The following is a 26,502-nucleotide window of genomic DNA, read 5'->3' on the forward strand; positions in this document are numbered from 1 at the left end:
GGGCCGTGAGTCTTCTTCCGAAGATGCAGCCGCTCGATGCGCCTCCGATCACTGCGGAGCGTAAGAGGGAGTTGCAGCTATTTGAAAAACATGTTGGTATCAGGTTCAGGAAGCTCGAATTCCTGAACCTTGCTTTTTCCCATCGTTCTTTTGCAAACGAGCAGGGGACTAATGTCGATAACAACGAAAAACTCGAATTTCTTGGCGACAGTGTTTTAGGGCTGGTCGTCAGTGAATATCTTTTTGCACTTCTTCCCGATAAGGCTGAAGGTGATCTTGCACGGGTAAAGTCTTTTGTTGTAAGTGAAGACAGCCTGGCCGAAATCGCCCGTAAAATTAAGGTTGATAATTATATTCTGATTGGTAAAGGGGAAGAATATTCGGGAGGTCGTAACAAAAAAGCGATTCTCGCCGATTGTATGGAAGCTATCATCGGTTCTTTTTATCTTGATTCCGGTTTCAAGGCCGCACGTTCTTTTGTTTTGAAATACCTGATTCCTGAAATCAATAAGGTTCTTGAGAACCGTCACAAAAAGGACTATAAGACGCTTCTGCAGGAATATGTGCAAAAGCAGTTTAAAAGTTATCCTCGTTACTCACTGGTGAAAAAGACGGGACCGGATCATGATAGGACCTTCTGGATCGAAGTAAAGATCGATGGAAAGGTCTATGGTCCGGGAAAGGGAAAAAACAAGAAAGAGGCAGAGCAACATGCCGCCGGCTTGGCATATCGCAAGCTAACCGGCGAAGAAGGTTAGGACGTCTGTCGGATCGTTCCTTTAATCAATTTGTTGATGGAGGCTCTTTGCTATGGCGAGGAGCCTCTCTTTTTTGTTCATTTCCGGGTCATCGAGAACGGCTTCCAGAAGCTGATCCAAAATGGTTCCCAACAGTGGACCCGCAGGAATTCCCACTTTCATCAAATCTTTTCCATTGACAGCAAGGTCTCGGAGCGTAAGTGCCATATCCTTGTCCAAAACCGCTTCAATCCGTTTAGCGAAGGACGTAAGATTGGTCGCTTCCATTGTTCGTGCCGTCATGCCGTACTGATCGGCCAGTCGCAAAGCAAAGAGATCGCTGATATGCTCCCTTCCAACCCGGGAGATGAAACGGCGTACTGCGGCATCGCTCCAGTCGTCGGTATAGTGGAACATGTGATGCTTTACGAGGTGACACACCGCATCGGTTTGGGCGTTGGAAAATCGAAGCCTCTGCATCACCTCTCGTGCAATCTTTTCCGATTCGATTTCATGACGATGAAAGGTTGGAAAGCCATCTTCATCGGTCGATAGCGTGACAGCCTTGCCTGTATCGTGGAAAAGTGCCGCAAGGCGAATGAGGAGTCTATCGGCCGGAGCTCCGTCACAGGCGTAGAGGCTGTGATCGAGAACATCGAAGCTATGAAATCCCTTTTGGTTGATTCCGCGGCAGCGTGAGAGTTCCGGTAGAATATCGGACAAGATACCGCTCTTTTCCATTACCAGGAACCCTATGGAAGGTTTTTCAGCATCGAGCATTTTGACAATCTCATCGCGTATCCGTTCCAGTGAAACGTTGGAAAGCTGGAAGCGGCAGGTGCTGAGCGCTTTTTCTGTCTGCTCCTCAAGCCGAAAACCAAGTTGGGCGGTAAATCGACAGGCTCGTAAAAGACGTAGACCGTCTTCGGCAAAACGAATTTGGGGATCCCCTATGGCCCGTATCAGCTTGCGTTTGATATCGGCTCGGCCGTCATGGGGATCGATAAGTTTTCCGGTATTCAGGTTGATGGCCATCGCATTGATGGTAAAATCCCGTCGGGATAAATCTTCATAAATGTCACCGGTATAGGTCACCGCATCAGGACGCCTACCGTCGCTGTAATCCGCATCGATTCTGAAGGTGGTTACCTCGTATTTTTCCTGTTTGAAAAGAACCGTTACCGTCCCATGTTTTATTCCGGTGGGAATGACACGGCGAAACATCGAAATTACCTCTGAGGGAGGGGCATCGGTGGCGAAATCCCAATCGCTGGGTTTCCAGCCGGCAACCATATTGCGAACGGCACCGCCGACAAGATAGCATTCACGACCCCGTTGAAAAAAGATCTCACCAAATAAGCGTATATTCGTGGGTAAAGCAAAGTTTTTCCGAATCATCTCTATTCTCTTACCAGCCAGCCTTGTTTTGTGTCAAGCGAAAAAAAGGACCGGCAGTATGCCGGTCCTTTGATTAGTGTTCCACTTTGTGCTACTGGAGCAGCTGGAGAACCGACTGGGTTTTCGTATTTGCCTGGGCAAGCATGGCAGTTGAGGACTGAACGAGAATCTGGTTCTTTGTGTACCTAACCATCTCATCGGCCATATCGGTGTCCCTGATTCTGCTTTCTGCCGCCTGCAGGTTTTCTGAGCCTACGGCCAGACCTCTGGTCGCATGCTCGAGACGGTTCTGATAGGCTCCGAGATCCGCACGCTGCTTGTTGACCTTCCGAAGGGCCGAATCAATTACGGAGATCGAAATGTTGGCGCTGTCGGGGGTCGACATGGAGATGAAGGTCGCGGCGTGAGCCATGGCTCCGAGTCCCTGAATCCCAAGTCCCTGGGCGGTCATGGTGCCGATGAAAATGCGTTCCCGCTGATCCATGTTGGCACCGATGTGGAGCCACATGCTTGCGGTTACCGAATTTTCTCCGGTTTCCCGGGCGAAACGGCCGGTAAGCATGTTCATGCCATTGAACTGTGCATGACTTGCGATTCTGTTGACTTCGTCGACCAGCTGGCTGATTTCGACCTGAATCTGCATGCGGTCTTCATCGGTGTATACACCGTTGGAACTCTGGACAGCCAATTCTCTCATCCTCTGAAGAATGTCCTGAGTTTCCTGCAAATACCCTTCTGTGCTCTGTATAAAAGAGATACCGTTCTGGGCATTCCGTTCCGCCTGGACCAGGCCTCTGATCTGGCTACGCATTTTCTCGCTTACGGCAAGTCCCGATGCATCATCGCCGGCACGGTTTATACGAAGCCCTGAAGAGAGCTTTTCCATGTTTTTGTCGACGCTGAGGTTGTTGAACTTGTTCTGGCGCTGAGCGAAGATGGCGCTCATGTTGTGATTGATAATCATGCAATCCTCCTTGAAATGGTGAGACGGACATCCTTGTCCTTCATTTTAGATATCGGTAGTGTGGGGTGGAAGTTTACCTTTTTTTCAAGATACTTGCTTGAGGCAGGCGATACTGTTAGAAATCCGTTAGTTGGGAATGGCTCCCGTTGAGAGGCAGAGCTGGATCGGATACACTATAGAAAGGAGAGGTGGGGAATGAAGATTGGAATCCTTACGGCCGGTGGCGACTGTCCCGGTCTAAATGCGGCGATTCGCGGAGTGGGGAAGGCAGCGGTGCTGACCTACGGCATGGATGTGTATGGTATTTCATCCGGTTTCCTCGGCATGATTGAGCTTGAGTATAGGAGTTTGAGTGAGCTGGACCTTTCAGGCATTCTGACCCTCGGTGGGACCATTCTTGGTACAAGCAGAGAAAAACCCTTCAAGGATCAATCCTACGGCGAATATATTCGAAGTAAACCCGATATTATTTTGGACAACTACAAAAAGCTCGGTCTTGATTGTTTGGTCTGTATCGGTGGCAACGGGACCATGAAAACGGCGTCGAAACTTTCCGACTACGGCTTGAATATCATCGGCATCCCAAAAACAATTGACAACGATGTGTGGGGGACCGAACTCTCCTTCGGCTTTGATTCAGCCATGATGGTTGCGACCGAAGCCCTTGATCGGATCCATACCACCGCGAACAGCCACAAGCGGATCATGGTGATCGAAGTAATGGGACACCATGCGGGCTGGCTCGCCCTTTATTCAGGGATTGCCGGGGGAGGGGATCTTATTCTTATTCCGGAGATCCCCTACGATGAATCGGTCATGTGCGACTACCTAACCGAGCGTAATCGTCAGGGGAAACCCTATTCGATTGTTGTTGTTGCAGAAGGAATAGATTTCCCCAAAAAGAAGAAGAAGAAAAAAAGTGCCGCGAACTACATTGCAAAGATGATTCAGGAGGAGACCGGCATGCCGACGAGAGAGACTATCCTCGGTTATATCCAACGAGGAGGCTCTCCCACCGCGGCCGATCGTATTCTTGCAACCCGTTTCGGAGCTCAGGCCGCCGATTTTGCCTCACGTGGGGAGTTCGGCGTGATGGTTGCCCTCCATGATCAGCATGTGGAAGCTGTCCCTCTTTCCGAAGTAGCGGGGAAGTTAAAACTTGTTCCCGGTGATCTTCCTCTTTTGAGGAAGGCACGCGCGCTGGGTACCTGCTTTGGCGATACACTTTCTACTTGATGTGGCTTGGTAACGATAAGGAGCGGTACCATGAATGTTGAGTTTCTCAATAAAGAGATAAGTTGGCTCTCGTTTAATAATCGGGTTTTGGAAGAAGCTCAGGACCCGTCCGTTCCTCTTGCCATGCGTCTCAAATTCCTTGGAATCTACTCTAATAATCTTGATGAATTCTTTCGGGTTCGGGTTGCGACCCTGAAACGACTTGCGAAGCTGGGAAAAAAGAGCATCGAATCGATTGGTGACGACCCCAAAATGATTCTCGACCAGATCCAGGATATCGTTATCCGGCAGCATGCCAAATTTGATTATATTTTCGATGAGCTTCGGAAGAAGATGGAAGAGGCGAATATCTTTTTTTTAAGAGAAACGGACCTTGTGCGTGAGGAGCATAAGGCCATCGTGAAGGAGTATTTTATACGAGAGGTTCGTCCTCAAATCTTTCCGGTCATGGTCAATAGCCGTTACCGTTTTCCGGAATTAAGCGATACCGATCTTTATCTTCTGGTTAAGCTAAGTAAACAGGGCTCTTCCCGGGAAACCTACAGCATCATCGAGATTCCGTCGAAAAGTTGTCCCCGTTTTTTGCTTCTACCCAAGGAAGGGGAGAGGCAGTATGTCATCCTGTTGGAGGATATTGTTAGATCCGGGCTTGACTATATCTTCCATTCCCTTAACTTTGATACCTTCCAGGCCTATGATATAAAGATCACTCGCGATGCCGAACTGGATATCGATGATGATTTTGAGGTGAGCTACCTCAATAAAATTCATAAGAGTCTTGAGCAGCGTAAAAACGCAAACCCCGTACGGCTTACCTATGATACGGCTATGCCGGCGGAGATGGTACGGTTCATCGAACGAAAACTGAAACTCAACGCCCTTGATACCATCTTGCCGGGAAGGCGATATCACAATTCAAAAGATTATATGAACTTTCCAGATATCCTTCCGGACGAACAGTGTCATGTCCCCACCGGTATCATTCACCGTGATCTTCGTCGTACATCTGGAATCATCGAGGTGGTTAGGAAAAAGGAGCTCCTTCTTCATTTTCCCTATCTCGGTTTTGAGACCATCATCGACCTCCTCCGTGAGGCCTCCCTTGACCCGAAGGTCACCAGTATCAGGGTTACACTCTACAGGCTGGCTCGTTACTCTTCGGTCATCAATGCTCTCATCAATGCTAAGAAAAACAGGAAGGAAGTAGTCGTTCTTCTTGAATTGCAGGCCCGCTTCGATGAAAAGGCGAATATACGGTGGGCCAATAAGCTGAAATCCGAGGGAGTAAAGGTACTTTTCGGGGTTCCCGGCCTGAAGGTTCATTCGAAACTTTGCATCATTACCAGGAAGGGGCACAAGGGAAGCGAGGAACATGTTTGTGCCATCGGTACCGGAAACCTCAACGAGGATACCGCCAGGCTCTATACCGATACCTATCTCCTCACTTCTCATCCCGAGATTTGCAGTGAGGTCGATCAACTTTTTGGTTTTTTTGAGCGTAACTATCGGATTAGCCGTTTCAACCACCTTATCGTAAGCCCCTTTCAGAGCCGTCAGGCTTTTATCGCTCTCATTGAGGAACAAATAGGGCGGGTCAAAAAGGGGAAACAGGGACTCATTCGCCTGCAGCTCAATAATTTGGCGGATAGGGACCTGATTCAGAGCCTCTACCGGGCAAGTGAGAAGGGGGTCTCGATCCAATTGATTGTTCGGGGGATGCTTAGCCTTATACCCGGTCGGAAAAAGATGAGCGAGAATATCGAGGTGATCAGTATCGTAGATTCTTATCTCGAGCATGCCCGTTTTTTCATCTTCGGTCCCGACGAGAAGGTTAAAGTCTGGATCTCTTCCGCCGATTGGCTTCCCCGCAATATCGATCGTCGCGTGGAGGTTACGTGTCCCATCTACGATACCAATTTGAAGCGGGAACTCATTGATCTTTTTTCCATTGAGTGGAAAGATAACGTGAAGGCAAGGAGAATTGTCGACGGCAAAGAGTTCCGCAATCAGAACGGTCTGCCTCCATGGCGTTCCCAGTTAGAGAAGGGCCTCTACCTGAAGCGGCTTCATGAAGAAAGGGAAGCCGACCGCTCTTGACATCACTGTTCCCTTTTCCCTAGAATGCTTTCCGTGTTTTCTATACTCTTGTTTTGAATCCGTGAGGAGGAAACTTTGTTCAACCCGGTCGACCCAAAAGTAAATTTTCCCAAGATGGAAGAGGATATTCTTAAATTTTGGGAGAATAACAATATTTTCCAAAAATCCATTGATCAGCGTGAGGGCAAGGATGAGTTTGTCTTTTATGATGGTCCTCCCTTTGCTACCGGTCTTCCTCATTTCGGCCACTTCGTACCAGGGACCATAAAGGATATTATCCCCCGTTATCAGACTATGAAGGGGAAAAAGGTTCTCCGGCGTTTCGGTTGGGACTGCCATGGTCTTCCCGTCGAGTACGAGATGGAAAAAGAGCTCGGGATTTCAGGCAAAAGTGAAATTGAAGCCTTTGGCGTGGCAAAATTCAATGAATCCTGCCGTTCTATTGTGTTGAGATATACCTCCGAATGGCGTCAGATCGTGACGAGAATGGGACGGTGGGTCGATTTTGACCACGATTACAAAACCATGGATCCCGATTATATGGAATCGATCTGGTGGGTCTTAAGCCAACTTTGGAAGAAGGGGTACCTCTACGAGGGGTACAATATTCTTCCCTACAGTCCCGCACTTTCGACCCCTCTTTCAAACTTTGAGGTGAATCTCGGTGGCTACCAGGAGGTTGTGGACCCCGCAGTCACCATTCGCTTCAAGGTACGGGGAACCGAGTCGACCTATATTCTGGCATGGACCACCACGCCTTGGACCCTGCCCAGTAACCTCGGCCTTGCATTTGGTCCCGATATCGATTATGTCAAGGTGAAAGACGGCGACGAGTATTACATCATGGCAAAGGAACGCCTTTCCGCGTATTACAAGGATCCGTCGGAATATGAGGTTCTGGAAGAGAAAAAAGGTACGGCTTATGCCGGAGTCGAATATGAACCGCTGTTTCCCTATTTTGCCCATTTACGGGAGCAAAATGCCTTTAGAGCCTTTACTGCAGACTATGTAACCACCGAAGATGGAACGGGTATCGTACATACGGCCCCCGGTTTTGGTGAGGAAGATTATGCGGCCATGAAAGGAACAGGTGTCCCGGTCGTCTGTCCTATCGACGCAGAATGCCGCTTCACCGACGAGGTTCCTGACTACAAGGGAATTTTCGTAAAGGATGCCGATAAACCAATCATTCAGCGCCTGAAAGAAGAGGGTAAGCTCGTTCGGCGTGAAAACTACAAACACCAGTATCCCTTCTGTTATCGGACCAAAAAACCCCTCATCTATCGTGCAGTAAGCTGTTGGTTTGTCGATATCGGAAAGATCAAAGAGAAGATGCTTGCGGCCAACAGCAAGGTCAACTGGATCCCTGCACACTTGAAGAACGGCCGCTTTGGGAAATGGCTTGAAGGAGCGCGTGACTGGGCCATCAGCAGAAACCGCTATTGGGGAAATCCTATCCCCATCTGGAAATGCGACGGTTCCGATTATATTGAGGTGATCTCCAGCAGGGAAGAGCTTGAGAAAAAGTGTGGTAAAAAGGTCGAGGATCTTCACAAACACTTTGTTGATGAATTCACTTGGCCAAGCCCCGATGGTAAGGGGACCATGCGGCGAATTCCCGATGTGCTTGACTGTTGGTTCGAGTCGGGATCGATGCCCTATGCCCAGATCCACTATCCCTTTGAGAATAAAGAGTGGTTTGAAAAGAATTTTCCTGCCGATTTTATCTGTGAAGGTCTCGATCAAACCCGCGGATGGTTCTATACCCTTACAATCCTTGCCGCTGCACTTTTTGATTCTCCCGCCTTCATGAATGTGGTTACCAACGGCCTTGTCCTTGCCGAAGACGGAAAGAAGATGAGTAAATCGGAGAGGAACTACTCCGATCCCGTGGAGGTCATCGATAAGTTCGGGGCCGATGCCCTTCGTATGTTCCTGATGAATTCCGCGGTAGTGAAGGCCGAGGATCTTCGTTATTCTGACGATGGGGTAAAAGAGGTTTTAAAAACCTTCATCATCCCATTTTGGAATGCTTATAGCTTTTTTGTTACCTATGCGAATATCGACTCCTTTGAGCCGAAGGGGCTGAAAGAGGCCCCCGATAATCCCCTGGACCGGTGGATTCTCTCCGAAGCCGAGCATCTTGTTTCCGACGTTACCGCCCAGCTCGATGCCTATGATCTTCAAAAGGCGATTGAACCGATTGTTCGTTTCGTCGATTCCCTGAACAACTGGTACATCAGAAGGAGCAGAAGGAGATTCTGGAAGAGTGAGAACGATAGCGATAAGCTCCAGGCATATGAGACCCTCTATGCGGTCCTTATGAAGGTTGTCCGTGTCGCTGCTCCGATCATTCCCTTTATGACCGAAGCGATTTACCAGAATCTGAAATGTAAGGAAACGGCAGAGTCCGTTCATCTCTGTGACTATCCCGTTGCCGATGAATCGGTCCGTGATCTGGAACTTGAGAAAAAAATGGAGATCACCAGGAAGGCTGTCTCCATGGGGCGGGCCCTCCGAAGCATGCACAGCCTAAAGACGCGCCAGCCCCTCAAGGCCCTCTATCTGGTTACCAGGGATTTTCAGGAAAAGAAGATCCTTCGGGAGATGGAGGATATCATCAGGGAAGAGCTGAACGTCAAAGAGGTCCTGCTCAAAGAGAATGAAGAGGATCTTGTCGTCTATCAGGCAAAGCCGAACTACAAGGTGCTGGGAAGCAAGCTTGGTAAGTATATGAAGGCTGTGGCAGGAAAGATCGAATCTTTGACCATGCGCGAGGTTCAATCCCTCCTCGAAGGGGCGACCCTTTCCCTTGACTATGAGGGAGGTACCCTTGAGCTGACTGAAGAAGGAATCATCGTGCAGCGTTTTGAAAAGGAGCATCTGAAGGTTCTGAACGACGGAAGCCTGACCGTGGGGCTCGACTCCGAGGTTACCGAGGAGTTGAAGCAAGAGGGAACGGTTCGCGATGTGGTTCGAAGCGTCCAGAATATGCGTAAGGATCGAGGCCTTGAGGTTACCGATCGAATAAGGCTTTTTATCGACGGTACGCCGGCCCTTCGGGAAGCCGTCGACCTGTTTACCGATCATATCCTTGAAGAGACCCTTGCCGAGTCTGTCGACTTTAGAAAGGGGACGACTTCCGAGGAGCGTGAATGCGGAGAGGAACATTGCTGGATCGATCTGGTAAAGGTTTAAGTCCCCTGATGATGCCATCGGCAGCGACTGATAGGAGGGGACGGCGAATCTTTCGCCGCCCCTTTTTTCTTTTTTCGATTCTCCTCTCTGCTTTTCTCATCGGGTGTGCCGGAACCCCTAAGATATATGAGACAGGGGTGGAAGTCTTAACAGGGAAGGGGAACCTTACCCTTGTGGTGCAGGAGCCTTCGGCCTGGGAACCGACGCAACAATGGCTCCTGGATCTTCTTCTGGAAGCTGGAATGGAAGAGAAGCATGCCGCTATACTTTTGAACCGGACCGAGCGTATGTCTGTCGCCCTTGATTCGAAGGGATTGCGCCTTGCGCTTGCTGGCAATTTTCCTCGTTTTGCCTTACGCAAAACGGTTCGCGAGGTAAACAGTGAACCGGGACTCCAAATGGCCATGCCGTGGAGCGGGGTTGTACTGGTCTCACAGGGGGATCACACATGGCTGAAAAGGGCGGCCGCCAATGAAGAAGATGAAGAAGGTTTTTTTGCGGGAGCCTTGATCCCTGGAGAGATCGCCTTCTTTCTGGAAGAGCCCGCATCTTTTGTTGATGAAGCGGACCTTACCGGCGTCGACCGTCTTCGCGTCCGGCTTGTTCCCAAGAGCATGGATGAAATGAATGGCTTTGAGACACGTATAGATATTACCTGTTCCGATGCCGAACGTGCGAAGCAGGTGGCGACCTCGCTGAAGACGGCCTTATTTGTCGTCAGTCGACAGGAGCATATAGACGATGCAACTACGGCTTCCAGACAGCGATTTGCAAAGGAAGTTTTGCGTCTTCGGGCAGTAGGCCGGGAAGGAACGGCTATTGTGATTGGCCCGGTCTTTCTGCGGGAATATGACTTTGCCGTTATCGCTAAGATGAGGAATATACTGGGATGAAGGAGAAGAAATGAAGGTAGGAGTTATCGACTACGATGCTGGCAATCTTGCAAGCGTCAGTACGGCCCTTCGATTTCTTGGTGCCGATTTTATCGTTTCACCGGATCATAGGGAACTTGATCGATGTGACAGGCTGATTTTCCCCGGCGTTGGTGAGGCCTTTCATGCTATGCATGTATTGCGGGAACGTTCACTGGACACATTGCTTCAACGCTATGCCGCGTCCGGCCGTCCTCTTTTGGGAATTTGTATCGGATGCCAGCTGGTGCTTGACCATTCCGAGGAGCGGGATACCGATTGCCTGGGAATCATACCGGGGCGGGTCTTGCTTTTCCCTGAACGCAAGGGCCTGAAGGTTCCTCACATGGGATGGAACTCGATACGCTTTTGCGGCGATACTCATCCTCTTTTCTCCGGAATTCCGGATGGTACGTCATTCTATTTTGTTCACTCCTACTATCCGCAGGTAGATCGAGCTCTGACCATCGCAGAGTGTGATTATGGCGAAACCTTTTCGGCTGCCTTTGCCCGGGATAACATTGCGGCAATGCAGTTTCATCCCGAAAAGTCCGGTCCATTTGGCCTACGGCTTTTAAAAAACTTTCTTTCTTGGAATCCGGGAGGCGCTGAGCATGTTTAAGCGACGAATCATTGTCTGTCTCGATGTTAGGGACGGAAAAACCACAAAGGGCGTGAAGTTCAAGGGTAATGTCGATATCGGAGATCCCGTGGAGATGGCCCGAGAGTATTACCATCAGGGGGCCGACGAACTCGTCTTTTACGATATCACCGCTTCAAATGAGAAACGTTCCATCATGATCGATGTTGTCCGTAAGGTCGCTGAAGAAATTTTCATTCCATTCTCGGTTGGAGGCGGTATTTCTTCCGTCGACGATATGTGGGATGTGATCCTGGCCGGGGCTGAGAAGATCAGCGTAAACAGTCAGGCGGTGAAAAATCCTTCCATCATAGAAGAAGGGGCTTCACGTTTTGGACGTCAATGTATAGTTCTTGGTATGGATGCCCTCTCTGATTCATCCATGCCGTCCGGCTACCGTGTTGTGATACATGGGGGGAGGGTGAAGACGGAATTGGACGCCCTTGAATGGGCTCTTCGTGCAGAGTCCCTTGGCGCGGGCGAGATCGTGCTTAATTCCATCGACGCCGATGGAACAAAAGACGGCTACGAGTTGAATTTGACCTCGATGATTAGCAACGCCGTCTCCATCCCCGTGGTTGCATCCGGGGGTGCGGGCAAACCTGAAGATCTTGTGGACGTCTTTTCCAAGGGCTCTGCAGATGCAGCCTTGATAGCTTCCATGGTCCATATCCAGGGCTATACCATCGGCGAGATTAAAGAGACACTTCGAAAAAACAATGTCGAAGTTAGAACGGACTCCTTTGTCGAGCCGTAAGACTCGATGAGCGAAATATGTTGCCCGAATTGCCCTGCAATGAGTATATTAACGGTAACAGCATAAAAATTTATATTGACGGCGGAGGCGCAACTACATGCCTACTTATGATTACGAGTGCGACGAATGCGGTCACACCTTTGAGTTTTTTCAGGCAATGTCTGATGATCCTATTTCCGTGTGTCCCAAGTGTGGGGGACACGTGAGGAGGCTTATCGGAGGAGGAACCGGTATCATTTTTAAGGGAAGCGGTTTCTATGTCACCGATAATAAGCGAACGGGTGCTTCTTCCACCTCTTCTCCTATTAACGGAGACGAAAAAACGAAACCCCAGAAATCAAACGAATCTCATGTTGAAAAGGCAGACAGTAAAAAAGAACCGGCTTCAACCAAGGGGTAAGGTTGTCCCCTGGTCTTCTTTCTGAAACGAATGGGGAGGAAATACATATACCTCCCTGTCCTCATATGCCCTTTTAAGCTCTTCGTCGAGGCTCAGGCTTCGGTATGCCGTGGTAAGAAGTTCCTTATTGGGGTGTACCAAAGGGTGTTTGGGACTAAAAATGGTACAGCAGTCTTCATAGGGAAGGATACTGGTTTCGAAGGTACCTATTCTCCTGGCAATCGTGATGATCTCTTCCTTGTCCAGACCGATGACCGGACGGAAAATGGGGCGCTGGGCAAAGGAGCCGGTAAGGGTAATGCTTTCTATGGTTTGGCTTGCTACCTGGCTAAGGGCCTCGCCCGTAACCAGGGCCTTGGCTCCCGTATCGGCGGCAACCATATCGGCAATCTCCACCATGGCGGCCCTCATATGGAGGGTCAGTTCCTCGCTTCTTCCCCGTTGCTTCATGAAGATTTGTGCTTCGGTGAAAGGAATGACATGAAGCCGTATGCCTCCGGTGTAGGGGGCCAAAATCTCTGCAAGTTTCTTCACCTTATCGAGGGCTTCATTCGAGGTATAGGGATACGCATGAAAATAGACGGCGTCCAGTTTCAAACCGCGTTTTGCCATGAGGAAAGCTGCGACCGGAGAGTCGATGCCACCGGACAGTAAAACAACCCCCTTGCCTGCACAGCCGACCGGAAGCCCTCCTGGGCCCTTTTCCATCCTCCCATAGATATATGCTGCTTCGCGTATCTCCACTCCCAAAACCCAGTCCGGGGTTTTGACGTCGACATGGAACTCCTGATGGGCACCGGCGATACGGGCACCGATATCGCAGGCTATTTCGTACGAGGTCATTGGAAAACTCTTATCGGCCCTTCGTGCGGAAACCTTGAAGCTCTGTAGCTTTCCGTCCGAGGCTATCTCATCGGCAATCAGCGATGCTGCCTCCCTGATCTCTTCTATTCGCTTGTCACAGCGAAGGGCCTTGGTGAATCCCACTATGCCGAAGGTGCTTGAGAGTACGGAGCGTACCGCCTCTTCCGGAGCCTCCTGACATCTAAGATACACCCTTCCACTATGCATTCGCAGCTCTGATCGGTAGGGCAGCAGCTTTTTTTTGATATTCTTTCGTAAAAGCCTTTCGAAAAAGATTCGGTTATCTCCCTTTAGGGCTATTTCCCCGAAACGTATCAGATACAGTGATTCTTTCATCTTCTTTCCTTAAAATGCCCTTCCGAGAAATTGTATTGTCTGATCAAGGGCTTGCAGAAATTGTTCTATCTGGGCACAGGTGGTATCTGGGCCTATGGAAATGCGAAAGGCTCCCAGGGCATCCGCTTCTCCGACTCCTGCCTTCATAAGGGCACGTCTGATTTTCTTTCCACCATGACTACCACGATTTGAACAGGCAGATCCAGCGGATATGGCATATCCCTTATCGTTCATGACGCGTACCAATGTTTCGGAAGGAATGGGTGATGCGGTGGCGCTGATGGTCGATCCGACAAAATTCCGGGGTGATGCCTTTCGCGAACGAGGAATAACGCTTACCCCTTTCATGGAGGAAAGCCCCTCAAATAGCAGCATCTGTGCCTCTTTACTCGGCAGCCGTCCCTCCGTGGCCATGGTAAGGCTTTCGGTCAAAGCCGCAATGGCTGGCAGGTTTTCCGTTCCCGGCCTCATACCCATTTCCTGGCCCCCACCTGGAAATGGATGGGCAAGAGGTTTCTTAAGGTAAAGAATTCCTATCCCCCGGGGAGCTCCTATCTTGTGGCCGCTGAAGCTGGCGGAATCGATCCCCGAAGCGATGATATCTTCGGCAATACTAATCTCTCGTTTACCGCCTGCCTGAACCGCATCGGTGTGAATATGAACGGGATGACCTTCCTCTTTACTTCGTATTGCTTCAACAAGCTTTTGTATGGGAAAGATCTCCCCTGTTTCGTTGTGGACTGCCATACAGCAGGCAAGCTTTGTATCCCCGGTGATGAGCCTTACATACTCTTCCACGGAAAAACGGCTCTCCTCCCGGATCGAAGGCTCTGCCAGGGAAAAACCGAATTCGCTGAAAATCGGGCGATACTCCCATATGGCGGGATGTTCGAAGCCTGGGATGATAATCTTTCCGGTTCCCTTAGTCCTGAGAAAAGAGTGGAGAACAATGGCATTGCTCTCTGTTCCTCCGGAGGTGAAAATGATGTGCTCCGGTTCGGTTCCCAGCATATGGGCAACACGCTTCCTGCACGCTTCGAGAAGAGACGATGCCTCTTTCCCTTCTTTGTGTACTGCCGAAGGATTTCCGGGAAATCTTTCGGCAGTTTTATCATAAGCCTCTCGGGCTCGATCGCTTAAAGGTGCTGTTGCCGCCCAATCGAGGTATATTCTTTCCATCATGGAGCGATGATAGCGTTAATGATACGCTCTTTCAAGACAATGGCCTTGAAAAAAGTGCTTATCACGTGTATCCTATGTATTCGTATGGACGATCAAACTTGTTGTGCAGATATTATTATTGAGACCTACGCTGAGAAGCTCAAGGTATGTGGACACCCTGTTCGCCTCAAGATCCTTTGTCTTATTGAGAAGGAAGAGGCATGTGTTATGGAGCTCTGGAAGTGTTTAAACCAGTCACAGCCCGTGGTCTCACAGCACCTCGCCGTTCTGAAAGAAAAGGGAATAGTCGATTCCGAGATTCAGGGAAACAAACGCTTTTATTCTATTGTAGACCCTTTTATTAAGTCGATTGTTCAGTCGTTGGGTACCGTCTGATTTTCTCACATGGACGATACGTTATGAAGCAAGAATTTCGACTTGGAGAGCGGGTGAGTACTGTCCGTTTCCTTGAACAGGGGGAACGGGCAGAAGAGATTATCAGGCGCGAATATCCTCATTCCCTTATCATCTGGGTTGCCGACGAGAATACCTCCCGTTATCTTCCGGCTGGGGAGCCTCATTGTTTGGTTTTACCTGCGGGCGAAGCCTTCAAGACGATGGAAACAATCCTTCGCATTGTAGATTTTGCTCTTCAGGTCGGGGCCGGACGCGATAGCCTTTTCGTTGCCCTTGGCGGTGGTGTTGTGTGCGACATGACCGCCTTTGCGGCCTCGGTATACATGCGGGGAGCCGGGGTCGTTCTTTTACCCAGTACGCTTCTGGCAATGGTTGATGCCACGCTCGGAGGAAAGAGCGGTGTGGACTATCGTGGCTACAAAAACATCATAGGAACCTTTTATCCTGCTTCGCTGATCATTATTGAACCGACATATCTGGCTTCTCTCCCTCAGAGGGAAATCATGGGAGGACTTGCCGAGGTTGTCAAACATGCCATGCTCTCCGGCGAGGATGCCCTTGAAAGGATCGAAAGGCTTCTTCCCGATATAAAGGCGGGCAATCGTGATGCCTTCTCTTCGATTATTGCCGAAAGTTTGACGGTGAAAGGGGCGGTTATCGAGCAAGATCCCTTGGAAAGAGGGATACGTGCTCATCTTAATCTCGGACATACCTTTGCCCATGCACTGGAAAGTGCCACCGGGTTTAACGGATGGAGTCACGGTGAGGCGGTAGCATGGGGGCTTTCCCGGGCCCTCCACGCCGGTGAGCTTTTAGGAGAAACCGATCCTGGCTATCGGCGCTTTATCGATGAACTTCTTGATCGTTTCGGTTATAGAAGATATGCCGAGGCCGACACCTCCGCAATCCTTGAGGCAGTCGGAAGCGATAAAAAGAAGCGGGGAGGCGAGGTGCGTTTCGTTTTGCAAAAAAAGGCGGGCGATACCTTTACCAGAGCGCTTCCCCGAGAAATTGTCGAGGAAGCGATATCCGGCGGCTGTCTGAACCCTTAGTATGTTTTAATATGATTCAAAAATAGTGTTTAAGCGACGATACGCGTCGTTTACCTTTTCCACCAGCGTATGCTTTGTCGATTCATTCAGTTCGTCGGCAAGGGCTTCAAGGCTTGATAGCGAGACATCCACCGCGGTATGAAAGCTTTTAATCACCTTGAACCAGTAGACACCAACGCCATCGGTTTCCAGGGTAATGAAGCCAAGTCGTTTTGACGATTTTTTCGTCTTTGCAGTTCGCAGTAAGGCATCGAGGTGACCACACAGCGCTTCGAGTTCCTCTGCGGCATTATAGTTTTTCCCCCCGGGGGCAGGATACGAAAGGTCTTTCGGCGGATTGATAAAGGGAACAATCTTGATAATGCTGGCGATTCTGTCTCCCGTATGGATTTCATACCCGGACCAGGTAATCTTTGCCCTGGCGTTTTCCTGTATCTGTGGCAACGATTCTCCCGATTGGACCAGGGGTGATATCTCTTCCCAGGGAAGTACTGCGATCTTCTTTTTCCCCTTGTAGGGCTCCATCGTAAAGTTTTTTTCTCCGACCTTGATTGTCCAGCTCGTGTCCCGCTTCGCTTTCTGCTTCTCCTCTTTCTCTTGTTTTTTTGAACTTGGCTTTCCCGCTTTTGTCGTTATCAGCAGATTCAGTGAGGGGGATATCTCTTCGAGCCAGGAACGGTGGAGGGGGCTGACGGATCGTGCGAACATTCTGCTGGTGCGGACAATCTCCCCTGCCACAATGAACCCTGGAGATTCTCGAAACATACAGCTTCCCGGATGAATTTGTATTCTATCGGCGGTGAGGCTGCGATAGATGCCTCTTCCCGTACGCACACAGACGAATTGCACAAGTCCGGCGGCAATCGAGCAGAGGATATCCCGGGTCGCTCCGCCGGAGGAGATGGGCACTCCAAAGCCGGAAACAATTTCCTCGAGTTGTTGTTTAATGTTTACGATCTCTCCCATGGTTCGGTAGTCGAGATAGTAGGTATCGCAAAAGTGTTCCCGCCGTTTTTTCCCTTTCAGTTTGATAAACTGTCGGAAAATGGAAATGTAGGAGATAAAATCCCCTGCAGGGTCGGAAAGCTGATGATGGGCCCTTCTTGCCTCCATCTCCTCTCCTGGGGGAAGCACAAAGGGGGTATGCGTTGAAAGAAAGGCGGTGGCAATAAGTACTTCTTCCATCGCCGAGGGATAGCGGAATATGGCCTCCACCAAGATTTTGGAGTGTCTGGGGCTCAGAGGAAAATCGACCATCATGAGCCCTGTTCTCGTGAGCTGTCGTTCTTCGGTGAGCGCATCCAACAGTTTGAGGGTTTCGATTGCTCCAATGATGCCGGGGCGCCCCGGAGGACTGATAAAATCAAAGGCTTCAAATTCCTGGATATCGAGTTCTGCCATGCGCAGAACGACTTCCGAAAGATCGGTTCGATAGATTTCTTCAAGGGTAAAGGGATCGCGATGCTGATAATCCCGTTTATCGTAAAGACGATAACAAACTCCCGGCCGTGTTCGTCCGGCGCGCCCCTTTCGCTGGTCGCAGCTTGCCTGCGAGATAGGCCCTTCAATGAGACTGCTGGTAAAGGTGCGCGGATTGTAGTAGTTAAGCTTTGCCAGTCCCGAATCTATGACCGTGGTGATGCCATCGATGGTAACACTTGTTTCAGCGATGTTGGTGGAAATAACCACCTTTGACTTCCCCCTCGGCGTAGGAACAAAAACTTGTTCCTGTTCCTCTTTTGTCAACCTTCCGTACAGCGGAAGAATGTAGAGCTTTTTTGCAAAAGAGGAGGTTGAAAGGGCTGTCATTGCATCCTTGATCGCCTTTTCACCGGAAAGAAATATGAGAATGTCACCCGGCGTTTTGTGCTTTACCGTATCGCCGACGATGGATACGATCTTTTCCGTTAGGAGATCGGGATCGCCGGGGTGTTCGAGTGGCGCATAACGGATTTCAACGGGATGGATAATTGCATCGATATGAAGAATTGGTGCCTTGCCGAAATAGTCCGAAAAGATTTTTGGGTTGATGGTGGCAGAGGAGATAATAACCTTCAGGTCTTTTCGCTCCTGGATGATCTCCTTAAGCAATCCCAAAATAAAGTCGATATTGAGGCTGCGCTCATGGGCCTCATCGACCATGATGACCGAATAGCGACTCAGGTAGCGATCAGCCTTTAGTTCCTGGAGCAAAATCCCGTCGGTCATGATCTTGATGGCGGTTTCGGAGACGGTCTGGTCCTCAAAACGCATCTTATATCCCACAATGCCGGGGACCTTTGTTCCCATCTGGGAAGCGATATAATCGGAGACGGAGACCGCCGCGATCCTTCTCGGCTGGGTTACTCCGATTATTCCCCGCCCGGCGTATCCTGCTTCGTAAAGAATCATGGGTAACTGAGTAGTCTTACCCGACCCTGTAGGGCTTTCCACGACGATAACCTGGTTCTTCTCGAGTTCATCGAGGATCTTTGCCCGCTGTTGGTAGATAGGCAACTCTGGATGGTTCATTCCTCTGTGGCGACCATCCGGCACCAATCAATTGCCTCTTTTATGTCAATCATGTTACGAGACTCTCGCGTCGCGAGATTCTTGACCGAGACTTTTCCTGCGTTCTTCTCGTCTCCTCCACAGATAAGGGCCATTCGGATACCGCGCTTTTCGGCCCAGGCGAACTGTTTCCCAAGTTTTTGGCTTTGGAGTTGGACCTCACAGGAGAGGCCTGCCTTTCGCACTTTTCCTGCGAGCATGTGATAGTATCCAGACAGTGATTCATCGATATTAAATATGGCAACGGCGGGAGCGCTGGTGCTCCCTCCTGCCTTGCCCAGCTCTTCCAGCGCGGCAACGAGACGGTCTAGTCCGATGGAGGAGCCTACCCCTGGCAACTGCTGTTTGGTGTAAAGGGATGCAAGGTTGTTGTAACGGCCTCCTGAACAAACCGATCCTATTTGAGGCAAGTCGTTGAGGAAGGTCTCGTAGACGATCCCCGTGTAGTAGTCCAGGCCCCGGGTTATCGAAGGATCGAGGATAAAGGAGTCGGCAACCGAGGCCTCTTCGAGTGCCCGGTAAATCTCCCGCAATCGATTACTCTCCTCGCAACTGCCCCCGGCGAGCTCTTCAAGCTTCTCCACGGCCTCGAGAAAGCTTCCTTTTGCCTGAATGTAGTCGAGCACCTTTTCTGCTGTCTGGGAGCCGATTTCTGAGGCCAGCTGCTCGCGCACTTCTTTCTCGCCGATTTTGGCCAATTTGTCGACAATGCGCAGTATTGCCGCAGAATGGGAGGCCACCTCAATGGTATCGAGGAAGCGGTTGAAAAGCCCCCGATGATTGACCTTGAAGCTCACATTGTCGATGCCGAGGGCGGTAAAGGCACTGCGCATCATCAAAAGAATTTCGAGATCGGCCGAGAGGGCGTCGATTCCGACGATATCAAAGTCGCACTGTACGAACTCCCGGTATCGGCCTTTCTGTGTATTTTCCCCTCGCCAGACCTTGTCGATATGATAGCGTTTGAAGGGGAGGGACAATTCATTAATATGGCTTGCCATGAAACGGGCAAAGGGAACGGTGAGGTCGAATCGCATGGCGACCTCTCTACCCCCTTGATCGGTAAAGGCATAGACCTGCTTATCGGTCTCTCCTCCGCCCTTACCCAACAGTACCTCCCGGTATTCGAGAACCGGGGTATCGATTGGAACAAATCCATAACCGAGAAAAACCTGTTCAAGTGTATGCATGATGGCAATCCGTCTAGATGCCTGATCGGGAAGAAAATCCCTGAAACCTTTTAAGACTCTTGGCTCTATGATCACGAAAGAGGCTCCTTTTTCTCTTACTTGATTTTTATGGTCGAACAATTTACCATAGTGTAAACGAAAACTGATTCTTACTGCAAGCGAGAGATGTTTTGCTGAAACGATATGCTACCGATGAGAAGGGGCAAAGTGTCCCGATAGCGAAAATTTACACCGAGCAAGAACACCCGATCTCTTCCGATCAAATCGATAGTGATGCCTTTGCCATTACAAGGCGTCTTAAGGATGCCGGATTTGAGGCCTATATTGTCGGCGGAGCGGTGAGAGATTTGCTTCAGGGGAAGAGTCCGAAAGATTTTGATATTGCAACCAGTGCATATCCAAAGCAGGTTAGAAAGCTTTTTCGTAATTCGAGGATCATCGGAAGACGTTTTCGCTTGGTACATGTGCACTATGGTAGCGGTAAGATCATTGAGGTATCGACCTTTCGGACCGACGACGAGGAAGGTAACTCGAATAATGTGTTCGGTACCCTTGAAGACGATGTAAAACGCAGGGATTTTAGCGTAAACGCCCTCTATTTTGATCCGCAAAAACTGCACATCATCGATTTTGTCGATGGTGTAAAAGATGTCAGAGCCGGAAAGATGAAGAGTTTGCTCCCCTTAGATAGGACCTTTAAAGATGATCCTGTCCGTATGATCAGGGCGATCAAGTATTCTACCGGTGGCGGATTTCGCATGGGATGGAAGCTTCGCCGGGCCATCGCCAGGCATGTGGACGAGCTTGAGCGTTGTCCATCCTCCCGCATGACCGAAGAGGTGTTTAAGGTCCTCGCCTCCGGTCGCTCGGCTCTTCTTATTGATGAATTTTTGAAAACAGGATTGTTTCGCCATATGCTCCCGCGTATCGATTCCCTTCTCAAATCGGGGGACAAGAAGCTTCGAGGAGCCTTCTTTGCTTCCTTGGAAGAGTTGGACCTTCTTGTTCGGGAAAAGAACGAGGATCGTAAGGGACAAATGCTTGTTAGGTTGCTTGGCCCCTTTCTGGAACTCTCCCTAGAGGGTACCAATAGTGTCGATCTGTTCCGTGATACCTTTAAATCCTTTAAGCAGTTGCTTGAACCAATAACACCGCCCAACCATGAAGTGGAGATGGCGGTCATAAAGCTTTTTCGGCAATGCGGTATCAGAACCCCACGTAATATTGCACGAAGACCGAAACCCTCCTCTCTCGAGCCCATAGCGAAAGATAAGGAGAATAAAACGAGACGAAGTCGTAGACGAAAAAAGCGCCAGTCGGCTGAAAATGCCGACGTAGCGCTTGATGTTTAACCCTGTTCTCTTTTTTTACTCTTCTGTCTCTTTCGTCGCATTTCCGCTTTCAGAGTTGATTCTCGTAAGCAGATCATCTGCTTTGACGCCGAAACCCTCCGGATCCAGGCTCTTTACCTGGCTTAGGTAAAAGGCTGCGTCGCTGTTGCGACTATCGGCATAAGCATTTACACCAAGAGCGTAGTAGGTGAGAGGAGCGTTCCCGCCCGCCTGAATGGAAGAGTGATAGTAATATTCCGCCGAGGCATAGTCTGCTCTTGCATAACCGATGAGGCCCAGATAGTAGTAGGGAATGTAATTCTCCGGGCGAAGAGCCATCGCGGAACTGAAGAGCTTTTCCGCCTCATCGTATTGTTCAAGCCCATAGGCCTGCATTCCCGATTCAATCAGATCCGGGAAGGTTTTGACCGAGGAGATATAACTTGCAAAGTCGGAAACAAAGAGATTGCGGTCCGTCCATGCAAAGGCGCGCTGTACCGTGGAATTCTCATTGTCGCGTTTTGTCGCATCGGCGGAGAGACTCGAAATTGCATCCCACAGAGCTCTATTGTAATTTTTGTACTCGCTGTTGAGTAGGAACGAGACAAGTCCCCAGCTTTCGGCATAGAACTGGTCGATATTCGCATTTGCGGTTTCGGCATCGACATAGAGAAGCATATTGAGAGGCAGCAGTCCTGAACTTCCTTCTGTTTCGTTTTCCTCGGCAAGAAGGGTTCTCAGATAGGGAATCCATCCAAGATTTTCCCGATAGATTGCCGTTTTCCGGTCTGCGTTGTAACTGCTCTCTTCGAAATAAATAGCGAAGCCCTTCTGCAGCCAAAGGGGAGGCTCGCTAATAAAGCTGCGGAGGTATTGAACGAAACCGTGATGGATAAGGGAGCGACGCTCCAATTCCGGATCATCCATGGCATAGCCGACAAGCTCGCTTTTCGCTGAATTTTTATATTGAAGAAAGACAAAGGTATCTCTTGTCTCTGATACCGTCGAGCGAAGATAATCATCAAACTTTGCCTTGCTGGAAAAGAGCCTGACATTCATTTTATTCTGAAGCTCCGCGGGATCAAAATGAAAGTACGAGTTGAAGAGCACGAAAAATGCATCAAGAAATTCGGCATTTGCCTGTGCATCTTCTTTACCCATTTCGGAGAAGACTCTATAGTGATTCCCTTCCGCCATCTGCATGCTTTGCCCAAATACCATGGCTGTGGTGCATAGAAGAAGAACTGCGATGATTGATCTTCGTTTCATGATAACCGCTCCTTATGTCTCTATCCAATGGAGAAATTATATCTCCTCACTTATCTATCGGCCGTAATGAGCAAAAAAATTAGTGGCTTTGTACCGCATCGACGGTGATATCGACCGACGTTATCAGGACTCCCCCGTAGCGCTGAAGACTGGAAATAATATACTCCTGCATATCGTGAAGCGAACCGGAAAGATTGACTCCTATAGGGAGGTGAACCTTTAGATGAAGATGATATCCACCTGCATCGTGCTTGACGCTTACCTTCCGTACCGATACTGCGTCGTCCCATTCATCGACACAGTGTAGAACCATCTGGGTAAGGGCCGCCTCACTAATTTCAACTTTTCCCCGTTTGCTTGAGAACTCGGGTTGTACCACGGTCTTTTCAAAGGCCCGTTGTCCTCCGGGAAGAAGACCAAGCTTTTTTTTGAAAAATACCTTTACGGAATCATAAACAAACTGGGGGTAATTCTGCCTGATTTCTATAGAAGGAACGGGGATCACATGCTTACCTTCCGTTCTGCTTTTAATAGCCGTTTCGATCTCTTCTTTACTTGCAAGTTGTTCAATGCTCAATACTTTCGAGGGAGTAGGTAGTCCAAGCCTTCCCGCAATTTTCCTGACCATTCGTTCGCTTGTACCGATAAGAAGGATCCTCCTGAATTTTTCTCTATCAATAGCCTCCCTGACTTCTCTAAGATGGGCGGGGTCTTCGAAGAGTGCAGTCTTGATGGCGGAAAGGAAGAGCTTTTCCCGCTTAGCGGAACGGCCCGCAATAATCTTCTGATCGCGAATAAGTAATCCATCGTCGATGATTAATTCAATACCGTATTTTTCTGCCACAAGTTTTGCCCGGAAGCTTTTACCCGTTCCGCTGCGTCCTACCAACGCAAATACCTGTACGCCCCTGAGTAGCCATACGAGATGGCGGATAAACTGAACCATGAAAGCATGATAGCTGCCACCGACATTTTAGGAAAGACCCGGGGCTTTCGTGAGGAGTAGTTTCCTGTGCTACCTTGACAAATTGCTGTTGTACCCGGAAACTGAGGCGGACGGATACAGCGGGAATGGTGCGAAAAAATAGAATAGGGGCAATTTTTGCTCTCATATGTTGTGTGATAGTATATGTGCTTTCTCTTTTCTCTGCCTTTCGCCAGGACCATACTAGTTCAGGTCCCGAACGTCAGTTGTGGCCTGATGCCGTTCCCGTTCTCGTGGATTCGAGTCTTCATCGTTCCGATTTTCTAAGGATTGCGAAATCGGCAGGCTACGAAAGGGTGAGTCATCAGGGAAATGCAATGGTTCCTCTTTTCTCCTTCCATGGCATGATCAAGGTGCCTGTGGAGAAGGTTTCAGAACGCTACGATTCCCTTGATCCGCTTTATGATCCGTTTCTGAAAAAACTTCCGGCGCTTTTTAGCGGAAGCATCGATGGACGGGATGCTCAGGTCTACTACATCATCACAGAAGATGATCCGAACATGGTCTTTCGGCGCTTATCCGGGGTGAACAGCCCTTATTCGGGAAAATTTGTTGTTGCCGGAACGGGAAGCGGGCCTGTACTGCTCCTTCCTTTTATCTTTCTTTTCCTTGTCATTTTTTTTGCTTTTGGGGTGGATGCGAAATCCCGTCTCCTCTTTCTTTTGGGATCACTTCCTGTTGCCGTCTTTTCTTTTGGGACATCTTTTGGCTCTTATGCGGCAATCCTTCTTTTTTCGCCATTTTGGGCTTCGCTGGTCACCCAAATTCCCTTGTTTCTGAATGAGCGCTTCAGAAGAGGATCGGACACGTCAAATATGGCACACGACCTTTTGATGAGGGCGTTTCGGTATCTTCTTTTTTGTGTTCTTTCGCTTATCTTCTTTCTCATCTTCTCACAGAAAGGACAGATAAAGAACGTGGGTTCGCTTTTCGCTTGCCTTTTGGCGGGACCAGCCATGATTGGAGCCGCCATCCTCTGGCACTATGTGCGATACGCCTCCCGACAGCACGCTCTTTTTGTATCAGTTGCCATAAGCGCTGCGGGCTCTGGCAAGAAACGAATGCTTCGTTTTTTTTCTTCCCTTTATATGCGGTGCGGTTTCGTCTTGTTCTGTTCTTCCCTTCTTTTCTTATGGCCCTTGTTTAATGACGGCACCGCAGCCTCCCTTTCCTTGCCTGCTCCGACACCTCATTCGGAGGTAGCGACAGCCACAGGCTTTCCTTCTCTAGGTCAAAAGGGAGATCCTCTTCCTAGTAGGGGGGATTATATTGCCCACTATGCATTCCACGACGGCTATCTTTTTGGTATGAATTATAGGGTTCCCACCCTCAATGAGGCACTAGAATATGAAAACTATTTCTATATAAACGATGTTCTCTATAGTGAACAGGTAACGGCGAAACTGTTTACAGAGCAATGGTATGAAGATATAATAGATCAGCAGGTACAAAACGGGATTATCGGCCTTTTTCTTAACCAGACAAATTCGGTAGGGCTGAATTATGTCTCTTTGGCCAGCGGAGGCGGCACGGAGCTAAGTGGGGGAAAATTACTTTTTCTGTTGACCGTTGTCCTTGTTTCGCTGGTCTTTTCGGAAATGCATAACGTTTTCTCTTCGGTAAAGATGGAGCCGGGATCTCGAACGGTAAGGAGTAAAGAACAAGCAGCATGAAAGGATTATCTACGTTTCCAAAGGGTGGGGTCCACCCTCCCGGTGGGAAGTCTCTTGCATCGGGAAAAGCAATCAAGAATGCGGTGCTTTCTTCAATGTTTGTGGTTCCGCTTTCCCAGCATCTTGGAAAACCGGCGGAGTGTATTGTTTCTGTAGGGGACGAGGTCCGGGAAGGGATGCTTATAGCAAAAGCTTCGGGTTTTATCTCTGCCCCGGTTCATTCTCCGGTCCCGGGAACGGTAAAAGAGATACGGGATATTTATCTTCCCAACGGCATGAAAAGCAGTGCAGTTGTGATCGAATTTGCGGGTGCATTCGACCGCCTCGGAAAAGAAGAACGGGCCGGAGACTGGACCCAACTTTCTGCCGAGGCATTAATGGCAAAAGTTGTTGAGAACGGCATCGTTGGATTGGGCGGGGCGACCTTTCCGTCTCATGTCAAGTTTTCCGTTCCCAAAGGGAAAAAAGCCGAGTATTTCGTTGTCAACGGGGTTGAGTGTGAACCCTATCTTACGGCTGATCATCGACTTATGCTCGAACGTGCGGATCAGATCATCGAGGGGATCAGGATTATCAGTCGTATTACCAATGCCGAAAAGTTGGCCATTGGTATTGAGATTAATAAGCCTGATGCCATTGCTTCGATGAAAGCGGCCGCGCAGAAGGCTAAAGTAAAGCTTGATGTTGTGCCCCTTAAGGTCAAATATCCTCAGGGCGATGAGAAGCAACTTCTGAAGGCCATAACCGGCAGAGAGGTCCCTTCCGGCGGACTTCCCCTGGATATCGGCGCTATCGTCGCTAATGTCGGAACCGTCCATGCTGTATTCGAGGCCGTGGTATTTAACAAGCCTCTCATTGAGCGGGCGGTGACGGTTACGGGCGGCGCCATAGCCGATCCCCAAAATCTGAAGGTTCGTATCGGAACGCCGATTAAGACCCTTATCGAAGAGTGCGGCGGTTTTACGGAAGAGCCTGCAAAGATCGTCATGGGCGGTCCCATGATGGGATTTACCATTTACGATCTTGATACGCCGGTTATAAAGGGAACCTCCGGTATCCTTGCGCTGACTCGAAGGGAGGTTCGTGCGTCTACCCGGACCTTTTGTATTTCTTGCGGTAGGTGTGTAGCGGCTTGTCCGATGGGCCTTAATCCTACAACCCTCTTCAAGTTGATCGACCACGGCGACTATGCTTCGGCAATGGAATCCGGCTTGATGGATTGTAAAGAGTGTGGTTGCTGCGGCTTTTCCTGCCCTGCCAGAATTCCTCTGGTACAGGGAATGCGGCTCGGCAAGAAGATGGGTCGGAAAAAGAAAAGTGCGTAAGGTCAGGTAAG

The 26,502-nt window shown here is 49.6% G+C and carries 21 protein-coding genes; 13 read left to right on the forward strand and 8 right to left on the reverse strand.

What is annotated here, in order from left to right; genetic code table 11:
- Positions 1–23 precede the first annotated feature (23 nt).
- Positions 24–758, forward strand: a complete 735-nt coding sequence (gene rnc / locus SPIRS_RS09560) for a ribonuclease III (RefSeq protein WP_013254479.1) — start codon at positions 24–26, stop codon at positions 756–758.
- Between the two features lie 21 nt (positions 759–779).
- Here the strand turns inward: rnc and SPIRS_RS09565 are convergent, their stop codons facing one another.
- Both SPIRS_RS09565 and SPIRS_RS09570 read right to left on the reverse strand, forming a co-directional pair.
- Positions 780–2,135, reverse strand: a complete 1,356-nt coding sequence (locus SPIRS_RS09565; protein WP_013254480.1) for a CCA tRNA nucleotidyltransferase — start codon at positions 2,133–2,135, stop codon at positions 780–782.
- A 91-nt stretch (positions 2,136–2,226) separates the two neighbouring features.
- A complete protein-coding gene (locus tag SPIRS_RS09570) occupies positions 2,227–3,099 on the reverse strand; it encodes a flagellin N-terminal helical domain-containing protein (RefSeq protein ID WP_013254481.1) in 873 nt (290 codons plus the stop codon).
- A 195-nt stretch (positions 3,100–3,294) separates the two neighbouring features.
- On the opposite strand from SPIRS_RS09570, the gene SPIRS_RS09575 reads away from it, so the two are divergent.
- The 7 genes from SPIRS_RS09575 to SPIRS_RS09605 all read left to right on the forward strand — a co-directional run bounded on the left by SPIRS_RS09575 (position 3,295) and on the right by SPIRS_RS09605 (position 12,338).
- On the forward strand, positions 3,295–4,335 hold the full coding sequence (locus SPIRS_RS09575; protein ID WP_013254482.1) for an ATP-dependent 6-phosphofructokinase: 1,041 nt from the start codon (positions 3,295–3,297) through the stop codon (positions 4,333–4,335).
- A 30-nt stretch (positions 4,336–4,365) separates the two neighbouring features.
- Positions 4,366–6,432, forward strand: coding sequence for a polyphosphate kinase 1 (ppk1, locus tag SPIRS_RS09580; protein ID WP_013254483.1), 2,067 nt, complete (start codon positions 4,366–4,368; stop codon positions 6,430–6,432).
- A gap of 75 nt (positions 6,433–6,507) precedes the next feature.
- Positions 6,508–9,630 carry an isoleucine--tRNA ligase gene (gene ileS / locus SPIRS_RS09585; protein ID WP_013254484.1) on the forward strand — a complete coding sequence of 1,041 codons (3,123 nt, stop codon included), beginning with the start codon at positions 6,508–6,510 and terminating at the stop codon, positions 9,628–9,630.
- Complete coding sequence (locus tag SPIRS_RS09590; RefSeq protein WP_013254485.1) at positions 9,588–10,523, forward strand: hypothetical protein; 936 nt, start codon at positions 9,588–9,590, stop codon at positions 10,521–10,523. Before ileS ends, SPIRS_RS09590 begins: the two co-directional genes overlap by 43 nt.
- 10 nt (positions 10,524–10,533) lie before the next feature.
- Positions 10,534–11,163, forward strand: a complete 630-nt coding sequence (hisH, locus tag SPIRS_RS09595) for an imidazole glycerol phosphate synthase subunit HisH (protein ID WP_013254486.1) — start codon at positions 10,534–10,536, stop codon at positions 11,161–11,163.
- Positions 11,156–11,938, forward strand: coding sequence for an imidazole glycerol phosphate synthase subunit HisF (gene hisF, locus SPIRS_RS09600; protein ID WP_013254487.1), 783 nt, complete (start codon positions 11,156–11,158; stop codon positions 11,936–11,938). The genes hisH and hisF overlap by 8 nt, the downstream gene beginning before the upstream one ends.
- Before the next feature lie 97 nt (positions 11,939–12,035).
- Entirely contained in the window at positions 12,036–12,338 is a 303-nt protein-coding gene (locus SPIRS_RS09605) for an FmdB family zinc ribbon protein (RefSeq protein WP_013254488.1), read from the forward strand.
- Here the strand turns inward: SPIRS_RS09605 and thiI are convergent.
- Both thiI and SPIRS_RS09615 read right to left on the reverse strand, forming a co-directional pair.
- The gene (gene thiI, locus SPIRS_RS09610; protein ID WP_013254489.1) at positions 12,324–13,538 is read right to left on the reverse strand and encodes a tRNA uracil 4-sulfurtransferase ThiI; all 1,215 of its coding nucleotides are present in this window, start codon (positions 13,536–13,538) and stop codon (positions 12,324–12,326) included. The genes SPIRS_RS09605 and thiI overlap by 15 nt on opposite strands.
- Positions 13,539–13,547: 9 nt before the next feature.
- The gene (locus tag SPIRS_RS09615) at positions 13,548–14,720 is read right to left on the reverse strand and encodes a cysteine desulfurase family protein (protein WP_013254490.1); all 1,173 of its coding nucleotides are present in this window, start codon (positions 14,718–14,720) and stop codon (positions 13,548–13,550) included.
- Between the two features lie 84 nt (positions 14,721–14,804).
- Between SPIRS_RS09615 and SPIRS_RS09620 the strand changes: the two genes are divergently transcribed.
- Positions 14,805–15,095: an ArsR/SmtB family transcription factor gene (locus SPIRS_RS09620; protein ID WP_033301609.1), complete on the forward strand. Its 291-nt coding sequence runs from the start codon at positions 14,805–14,807 to the stop codon at positions 15,093–15,095.
- A gap of 23 nt (positions 15,096–15,118) precedes the next feature.
- The gene (locus SPIRS_RS09625) at positions 15,119–16,168 is read left to right on the forward strand and encodes a 3-dehydroquinate synthase (protein ID WP_013254492.1); all 1,050 of its coding nucleotides are present in this window, start codon (positions 15,119–15,121) and stop codon (positions 16,166–16,168) included.
- A gap of 6 nt (positions 16,169–16,174) precedes the next feature.
- Here SPIRS_RS09625 and SPIRS_RS09630 read toward each other — a convergent pair whose 3' ends face one another.
- A complete protein-coding gene (locus tag SPIRS_RS09630; protein WP_041866029.1) occupies positions 16,175–18,679 on the reverse strand; it encodes a helicase-related protein in 2,505 nt (834 codons plus the stop codon).
- Complete coding sequence (hisS, locus tag SPIRS_RS09635) at positions 18,676–19,983, reverse strand: histidine--tRNA ligase (protein ID WP_013254494.1); 1,308 nt, start codon at positions 19,981–19,983, stop codon at positions 18,676–18,678. Before hisS ends, SPIRS_RS09630 begins: the two co-directional genes overlap by 4 nt.
- 95 nt (positions 19,984–20,078) lie before the next feature.
- On the opposite strand from hisS, the gene pcnB reads away from it, so the two are divergent.
- Positions 20,079–21,260, forward strand: a complete 1,182-nt coding sequence (pcnB, locus tag SPIRS_RS09640) for a polynucleotide adenylyltransferase PcnB (protein ID WP_013254495.1) — start codon at positions 20,079–20,081, stop codon at positions 21,258–21,260.
- A gap of 15 nt (positions 21,261–21,275) precedes the next feature.
- On the opposite strand, the gene SPIRS_RS09645 is transcribed toward pcnB, so the two are convergent.
- Entirely contained in the window at positions 21,276–22,508 is a 1,233-nt protein-coding gene (locus SPIRS_RS09645) for a DUF1570 domain-containing protein (RefSeq protein ID WP_013254496.1), read from the reverse strand.
- A 79-nt stretch (positions 22,509–22,587) separates the two neighbouring features.
- The gene (locus SPIRS_RS09650; protein WP_013254497.1) at positions 22,588–23,454 is read right to left on the reverse strand and encodes an ATP-binding cassette domain-containing protein; all 867 of its coding nucleotides are present in this window, start codon (positions 23,452–23,454) and stop codon (positions 22,588–22,590) included.
- A gap of 125 nt (positions 23,455–23,579) precedes the next feature.
- Between SPIRS_RS09650 and SPIRS_RS09655 the strand changes: the two genes are divergently transcribed.
- Both SPIRS_RS09655 and rsxC read left to right on the forward strand, forming a co-directional pair.
- Positions 23,580–25,166, forward strand: a complete 1,587-nt coding sequence (locus SPIRS_RS09655; RefSeq protein WP_013254498.1) for a hypothetical protein — start codon at positions 23,580–23,582, stop codon at positions 25,164–25,166.
- On the forward strand, positions 25,163–26,491 hold the full coding sequence (gene rsxC, locus SPIRS_RS09660; protein WP_013254499.1) for an electron transport complex subunit RsxC: 1,329 nt from the start codon (positions 25,163–25,165) through the stop codon (positions 26,489–26,491). The genes SPIRS_RS09655 and rsxC overlap by 4 nt, the downstream gene beginning before the upstream one ends.
- The last annotated feature ends 11 nt before the right edge of the window (positions 26,492–26,502 follow it).

Source organism: Sediminispirochaeta smaragdinae DSM 11293 (genome assembly GCF_000143985.1).
Classification (GTDB): domain Bacteria; phylum Spirochaetota; class Spirochaetia; order DSM-16054; family Sediminispirochaetaceae; genus Sediminispirochaeta; species Sediminispirochaeta smaragdinae.

Bases quoted from the DNA above. Each gene is read 5' to 3' on its own strand.
- rnc (WP_013254479.1), top strand. From the start codon at position 24: ATGCAGCCGCTCGATGCGCCTCCGATCACTGCGGAGCGTAAGAGGGAG.
- SPIRS_RS09565 (WP_013254480.1), bottom strand. From the start codon at position 2,135: ATGATTCGGAAAAACTTTGCTTTACCCACGAATATACGCTTATTTGGT.
- SPIRS_RS09570 (WP_013254481.1), bottom strand. From the start codon at position 3,099: ATGATTATCAATCACAACATGAGCGCCATCTTCGCTCAGCGCCAGAAC.
- SPIRS_RS09575 (WP_013254482.1), top strand. From the start codon at position 3,295: ATGAAGATTGGAATCCTTACGGCCGGTGGCGACTGTCCCGGTCTAAAT.
- ppk1 (WP_013254483.1), top strand. From the start codon at position 4,366: ATGAATGTTGAGTTTCTCAATAAAGAGATAAGTTGGCTCTCGTTTAAT.
- SPIRS_RS09590 (WP_013254485.1), top strand. From the start codon at position 9,588: ATGCGGAGAGGAACATTGCTGGATCGATCTGGTAAAGGTTTAAGTCCC.
- hisH (WP_013254486.1), top strand. From the start codon at position 10,534: ATGAAGGTAGGAGTTATCGACTACGATGCTGGCAATCTTGCAAGCGTC.
- hisF (WP_013254487.1), top strand. From the start codon at position 11,156: ATGTTTAAGCGACGAATCATTGTCTGTCTCGATGTTAGGGACGGAAAA.
- SPIRS_RS09605 (WP_013254488.1), top strand. From the start codon at position 12,036: ATGCCTACTTATGATTACGAGTGCGACGAATGCGGTCACACCTTTGAG.
- thiI (WP_013254489.1), bottom strand. From the start codon at position 13,538: ATGAAAGAATCACTGTATCTGATACGTTTCGGGGAAATAGCCCTAAAG.
- SPIRS_RS09615 (WP_013254490.1), bottom strand. From the start codon at position 14,720: ATGATGGAAAGAATATACCTCGATTGGGCGGCAACAGCACCTTTAAGC.
- SPIRS_RS09620 (WP_033301609.1), top strand. From the start codon at position 14,805: ATGGACGATCAAACTTGTTGTGCAGATATTATTATTGAGACCTACGCT.
- SPIRS_RS09625 (WP_013254492.1), top strand. From the start codon at position 15,119: ATGAAGCAAGAATTTCGACTTGGAGAGCGGGTGAGTACTGTCCGTTTC.
- SPIRS_RS09630 (WP_041866029.1), bottom strand. From the start codon at position 18,679: ATGAACCATCCAGAGTTGCCTATCTACCAACAGCGGGCAAAGATCCTC.
- SPIRS_RS09645 (WP_013254496.1), bottom strand. From the start codon at position 22,508: ATGAAACGAAGATCAATCATCGCAGTTCTTCTTCTATGCACCACAGCC.
- SPIRS_RS09650 (WP_013254497.1), bottom strand. From the start codon at position 23,454: ATGGTTCAGTTTATCCGCCATCTCGTATGGCTACTCAGGGGCGTACAG.
- SPIRS_RS09655 (WP_013254498.1), top strand. From the start codon at position 23,580: ATGGTGCGAAAAAATAGAATAGGGGCAATTTTTGCTCTCATATGTTGT.
- rsxC (WP_013254499.1), top strand. From the start codon at position 25,163: ATGAAAGGATTATCTACGTTTCCAAAGGGTGGGGTCCACCCTCCCGGT.